A 6,040-nucleotide genomic window follows, 5' to 3' on the forward strand; every position below is an offset into this window, starting at 1 on the left:
AGCGAAACATAATGACTGCCGTCCCCGCGCATCGCCATGCGCGCCGCATTCACCGCTTTCATCGATCCCATTGCATTTCGTTCAATACACGGAATCTGCACCATCCCGCCAACAGGATCGCAAGTCAGCCCAAGGTTGTGCTCCATCCCGATCTCAGCCGCGTTTTCAACCTGCGTCGGCGTGCCACCCATCACCGCCGCCAATCCGGCCGCAGCCATCGAACATGCAACGCCAACCTCGCCCTGACATCCGACTTCAGCGCCGGATATCGATGCGTTCATCTTGTACAAGATCCCGATGGCCGCCGCCGTCAGCAAAAAGTCGATCACGCCCTGCTGGTTCGATCCCGGCATGAACCGGTCGTAGTAATGCAGCACGGCCGGGATGATGCCCGCTGCGCCGTTGGTCGGGGCCGTCACCACACGCCCGCCCACGGCGTTTTCCTCGTTCACGGCGATTGCGTACAGGTTGATCCAGTCGATCATGGAAAGCGGGTCGCGCAACGCCTGCTCAGGCTTGCCAACCAGCGCCCGATACAAAACCGGCGCCCGACGCTTGACCTGGAAAGGACCAGGAAGGCAACCATCGGCATCGGGGTTGTCGATACCGCACCCGCGCTTCACGCATGACTGCATCACGTCCCAGATGCGCAGCAAACCCGAGCGGATCTCCTCGTCGCTGCGCCAGACGCGCTCGTTGTCCCACATCAGTTGCGCAACGGATTTGCCGGTATCACGGCAGAGCGCGAGCAGTTCGTCGCCGGATTGAAACGCATACGGCAATTGTTCTATGGCCGTGAGCACCTTCACGTTCGATGCCCCCGCCGTCACCACAAACCCGCCGCCCACGGAAAGGTAGGTGGCGTCGCGTAGTGACGTGCCATTGGCATCGAAGGCGTGCAGTTTCATGCCGTTCGGATGCTCCGACAATGCCTGGCGCAAGAACGCAATGTGATCCTTCTGCACGAACGGAATCTCACGCCGCCCGAGCAACGACAACTTCCTGGTCGCGCGCACGGTTTCGAGGCGAGGGGTGATCGTGCTGGCATCGACGGTATCGGGCGCGTCGCCCATCAGACCGAGCATCACGCCGCGATCAGTGCCGTGACCTTTGCCCGTCGCGCCCAGCGAGCCGTACAACTCGCATTTCACGGAAGCCGTCGCGTCAAGCAGACCATCGCGTTCAAGCCCTTGCACGAACATCAAGGCCGCTCGCATGGGCCCAACCGTATGCGAACTCGACGGACCGATGCCGATTTTGAAAAGGTCGAAAACGCTGACTGCCATGACTGCTCCTGCTAAGTGCCGCTAGAAAATCATCGCGCCGGCAGCGGCAGACAAACCGCAAGCCAGGCGGGTGGAGTAGGTGCAAGACGCAGCGCGATGGGCGTGTATCGCCCGTCGAGCCGTGCTGAAAGATGAAACAATTCGGCGCTGTTCTTCGGATCCCATTGCCCCGAGAAACCGGGCAGGCCGGCTTCGCGGCGGCTGGCATCGAAGGGAACTTTCGAATTCACGAATTCCTCGTGCGTGCGAGTGCCAAGCGCATACGGCGTCAGCCAGTTCAACGCACCAGCCAGCGTTGCGCCGGATTGCGCGCGTTCGGCAAGCCAGTTGCGGTTGTGACGGCGCGCAGCGAGAGCCGCCGTGACCAGAGGCTGAAGGTCGTAGGTCACGTAATGCAAAGCGTCGCGCTCGGCGAAATCGACGGTGGAACCGTCCGGCGCAATGTTGTCTCCAATATGTTCCACGTACAGACGCTGCGCTGTGTTGATGAGCTTGCGGTCATCGATGGTGAACGCGCCCATCGATATCAACTTGATCCGGTGACTCTGCCAATTGTTCCGATACGTGCCCGTGAGCGGCCGTTTCTGTTTGTCGATATCCGCTATGTAGCCGGTCACCATTTTCGTGATGAACGCGTTCGCGGCATTGCGCGTCTTCACGGGCAGCGCGCTCGCGGTCAGGTCGTAGGCAAGGATCAGCGATTCGAAATTCGTTTCGTCGATAGGATTGAAACTCGGCTGATAGGTCGTCGCCCACGCAAATAAAAACCGGTCGACGAGACGCAAATATGCCTCGTTTCCCGTCGCGCGCCAGGCGAGCGCGGCGTCGCGCATCAGCCCGAGATCTTTCTCCGCTTCCTCGCTTTCGTCACGAATGCCCTGGTGCGGCAACGTGCCTTCCGTATGCAAGGTCGCACGCGCCTTCGGCTGCTCGTTCAAATGCGCTTGCACCATCTTGACCAGCGCTTTCACGCCCGGATCGGCGTTCGTGCGCTCGCTGTTCTGCATCGCCGGCGCGGCGCAAAAATTCATTGCGGCGGTCGCGGTCTGCGCGCTCAACGCCGTTGCTGCAAGGGCCGCGATAATCGCCGGAACACGCCACGTCTTGTTCACCATTCGCACCTGTCGCGCCATGCAAAACTCCCTGATTGGCTTCGTTCGGGTGAGATGGTATCTGGTGTTGCGTGAATCCGGCAAAACCGTGCGGCTTCGGGGAAAGCCGCGCGGTTGAATCTATCGCTTATTCAACGCTCATTCACCATACTCCGACAGCGGAATGCACGAGCAGAACAGGTTCCGGTCGCCGTAGGCATTGTCCGCGCGGCCCACCGGCGGCCAGTACTTGCGCGTGACCAGCGATGCCAGCGGATACGCCGCCGTTTCGCGCGAATACTTGTGCTCCCAGTCGTCCGCCACGACAACCGCCGCCGTGTGCGGCGCGTGCTTCAGCGGATTGTCTTCGCGATCCGACGTGCCTTCTTCGACCGCACGGATTTCGTCGCGAATGGCGATCATTGCATCGATAAACCGATCCAGCTCCTCCTTCGATTCCGATTCCGTCGGCTCGACCATCAGCGTGCCGGGAACCGGGAAGCTCATGGTCGGCGCGTGGAAACCGTAATCGATAAGACGCTTTGCCACGTCCTCGACCGAAATGCCGCTCGTCTCTTTCAACGGGCGCAGATCGAGAATGCATTCGTGCGCGACCAGACCGCCGGCGCCGCTGTACAGCACGGGGTAATGTGCGGCGAGGCGCTTGGCCACATAGTTCGCGGCGAGGATCGCGCTTTCGGTCGCGGCCGTGAGGCCTTGCGCGCCCATCATCGCGATGTACATCCACGAAATCGGCAAGATGGCGGCCGAGCCATAAGGCGCCGACGATACCGCGCCAATGCCCGACGCATCGCGCTGATAACCGGTCGATTGCTGGTTCGGCAAGAACTTCGCCAGATGTGCACCGACAGCAACGGGACCCACGCCCGGTCCGCCGCCGCCGTGCGGAATGCAGAACGTCTTGTGCAGATTCAAGTGCGAGACGTCGCCGCCGAACTGGCCCGGCGCTGTGAGGCCGACCATTGCGTTCATGTTCGCGCCATCCACATACACCTGTCCGCCGTGCGCATGCACGATCTCGCAGATTTCGCGCACGTTCGCTTCGAACACGCCGTGCGTGGACGGATACGTGATCATGATCGCCGCCAGATTGGCCGCGTGCTTTTCGGCCTTGGCCTTCAGGTCGGCGATATGGACATTGCCTTGCTCATCGCACGCAACGACCACGACCTGCATGCCCGCCATTTGCGCCGATGCCGGGTTCGTCCCGTGCGCCGACGACGGAATCAAACAGATATTCCGATGCCCTTCGCCACGCGACGCGTGATACGCATGGATGATCAGCAAGCCAGCGTATTCGCCTTGCGAGCCGGCATTGGGTTGCAGCGATACCGCCGCGTAACCCGTACATGCCACGAGCATCTGCTCGAGCTGATCGATCATGGTCCGGTAACCGACGGTCTGCTCGGCTGGCGCGAACGGATGAATCTGCGCGAATTCCGGCCACGTCACAGGCAGCATTTCCGACGTTGCGTTCAGCTTCATCGTGCAGGAACCGAGCGGGATCATCGTGCGATCGAGTGCGAGGTCCTTGTCCGCGAGACTGCGCAGATAGCGCAGCATTTCATGCTCGGAATGATGGCGGTTGAACACCGGGTGCGTGAGGTATTCGCTCGTGCGCTCCAACGTTTTCGGCAACGACGATTTTGCATCTGAATCCAGCGCGTCGATATCGAACGTTTCCGTCTTGCCGGCCACTTCCGCGAACAACGCGAAGAGCTTGAGGAGGTCGTCGCGGGAGGTGGTTTCATCGACGGAAACGCCTACGCGCGTTGCATCGATATGCCGCAAGTTCACATGCACCGCCGACGCCGCCTGATGTAACGCCGTGGTATTCGCGCCGCTCTCGATGGTGACGGTATCGAAGAAGGTTTCGTTCGCGAGCGTGTAACCGAGCTTCTGCACGCCGGCCGCGAAGATGGACGCGACGCGATTCACGCGCAACGCAATGGTCTTCAAGCCTTGCGGTCCGTGATACACGGCGTACATGCTGGCCATGATCGCGAGCAACGCTTGCGCCGTACATACATTCGAAGTCGCCTTCTCGCGACGGATATGCTGTTCGCGCGTTTGCAGCGCGAGACGCAGCGCGTGCTTGCCTTGGGCGTCGACAGTGACGCCTACGAGACGGCCCGGCATCTGGCGCTTGAAGTCATCGCGCACGGCCATGTACGCTGCGTGCGGACCGCCGAAACCAACCGGCACGCCGAAGCGCTGCGTATTGCCGATCGCCACGTCCGCGCCCCATTCGCCCGGGGGCGTGAGCAGCGTCAGTGCGAGCAAGTCAGCGGCCGCGATCACAAAACCGCCTGCCGCATGCACCGCTTCCGTCAGCGCGCGATAGTCATGCACATCGCCATTCGCGCCGGGATATTGCAGCAGCACGCCGAATGCGTTAGCCGTGGCGGCATCGGCGGCGGGACCTACTTTCACTTCGATGCCGGCAGGTTTCGCCCGTGTCTGCACGACTTCGATGGTCTGCGGCAACACATCGTCGGCGATATAAAACAGGTTCGATTTCGGCTTGCCGACGCGTTGCAAAAGCGTCATGGCTTCGGCGGCGGCGGTGGCTTCGTCGAGCAAGGATGCGTTCGACATGGCGAGACCCGTCAGGTCGATCACCATTTGCTGGAAGTTCAGCAACGCCTCCAGCCGGCCCTGCGAAATCTCCGGCTGATACGGCGTGTACGCCGTGTACCACGCCGGATTTTCGAGCACGTTGCGCAGGATCACAGCCGGCGTGTGCGTGCCGTAGTAACCCTGGCCAATATAGTTTCTGAACACCAGGTTCTGATCCGCGAGCTTTCTCAACGACGCCAGCGCTTCGGCCTCGCTCTTTGGCTGCGTGAACGCGCCGAGCGGCAGCGTTTCATGGCGCCGGATAGCCTCTGGGATCACCGCGTCGATGAACGCCGCACGCGACGCAAAGCCGAGCGCGTCGAGCATGGCGTGCTGGTCGGCCGCATCCGGGCCAATGTGCCGCTGGGCGAAGGCGTCGTGGCATTCGAGCGCGGCGAGGGACAAGGATGAGCGGTTCATCAGACGATCCGGGTGTTCGAGCTTCATGAGAATTCCTGCAGGTGCGGCGGGTTTTTATGGGCAAACACGCCGCACGGTCGTAGAGAAGTTTTACTCGCCAATCGAGGTGCCGTACGCACCGGCATCGATCAGTCGATCCGTGGTGGCGTCGGCTGCGGGCTTGATCTTGAAGAGCCAGCTTTCGTACGGCGTGCCGTTGATCTGGTCCGGCGTGCCCGTCAACGCATCGTTCGCGCCGACGATCTCGCCCGAGACAGGCGCGTAGATATCCGATGCGGCTTTCACCGATTCGATCACCGCAATGGCGTCGCCCGCAGCGACGGTCTTGCCGATCGGCGGCAGTTCGACGAACACCACGTCGCCCAGCGCTTCCTGCGCGTGATCCGTGATGCCGATTGTCAGCGTGCCGTCGGATTCAGTGCGCACCCATTCGTGCGATTCGGTGTATTTGAGGTCGGCCGGGATGCTCATGCGGATGCTCCAGTTTGTCTTTGAGGGTGGGACGTGCGTGGCTTTTGCCGAGCATTCGAAAGCGGCCTAAAGCGCCGCCAGAACCTTGCCGTTGCGCACGAACGGCAGTTTTACCACGCTTGCCGGCAGTTG

General features: G+C 61.4%; 4 protein-coding genes. All 4 read right to left on the reverse strand.

Annotated elements, in window-relative coordinates:
- Positions 1–1,286: L-serine ammonia-lyase (locus tag ACFFAR_RS22245; protein WP_375508482.1), on the reverse strand; the 1,286-nt coding region annotated here is incomplete at its 3' end.
- Positions 1,287–1,315: 29 nt separating this feature from the next.
- On the reverse strand, positions 1,316–2,419 hold the full coding sequence (locus ACFFAR_RS22250; protein ID WP_062168413.1) for an alginate lyase family protein: 1,104 nt from the start codon (positions 2,417–2,419) through the stop codon (positions 1,316–1,318).
- Positions 2,420–2,536: 117 nt separating this feature from the next.
- The gene (gene gcvP, locus ACFFAR_RS22255; RefSeq protein WP_174363821.1) at positions 2,537–5,464 is read right to left on the reverse strand and encodes an aminomethyl-transferring glycine dehydrogenase; all 2,928 of its coding nucleotides are present in this window, start codon (positions 5,462–5,464) and stop codon (positions 2,537–2,539) included.
- 63 nt (positions 5,465–5,527) lie between these two features.
- Positions 5,528–5,908, reverse strand: a complete 381-nt coding sequence (gene gcvH / locus ACFFAR_RS22260; protein ID WP_062168408.1) for a glycine cleavage system protein GcvH — start codon at positions 5,906–5,908, stop codon at positions 5,528–5,530.
- Positions 5,909–6,040: the final 132 nt, after the last annotated feature.

The sequence above is a fragment of the uncultured Caballeronia sp. genome (assembly GCF_964243625.1).
Classification (GTDB): domain Bacteria; phylum Pseudomonadota; class Gammaproteobacteria; order Burkholderiales; family Burkholderiaceae; genus Caballeronia.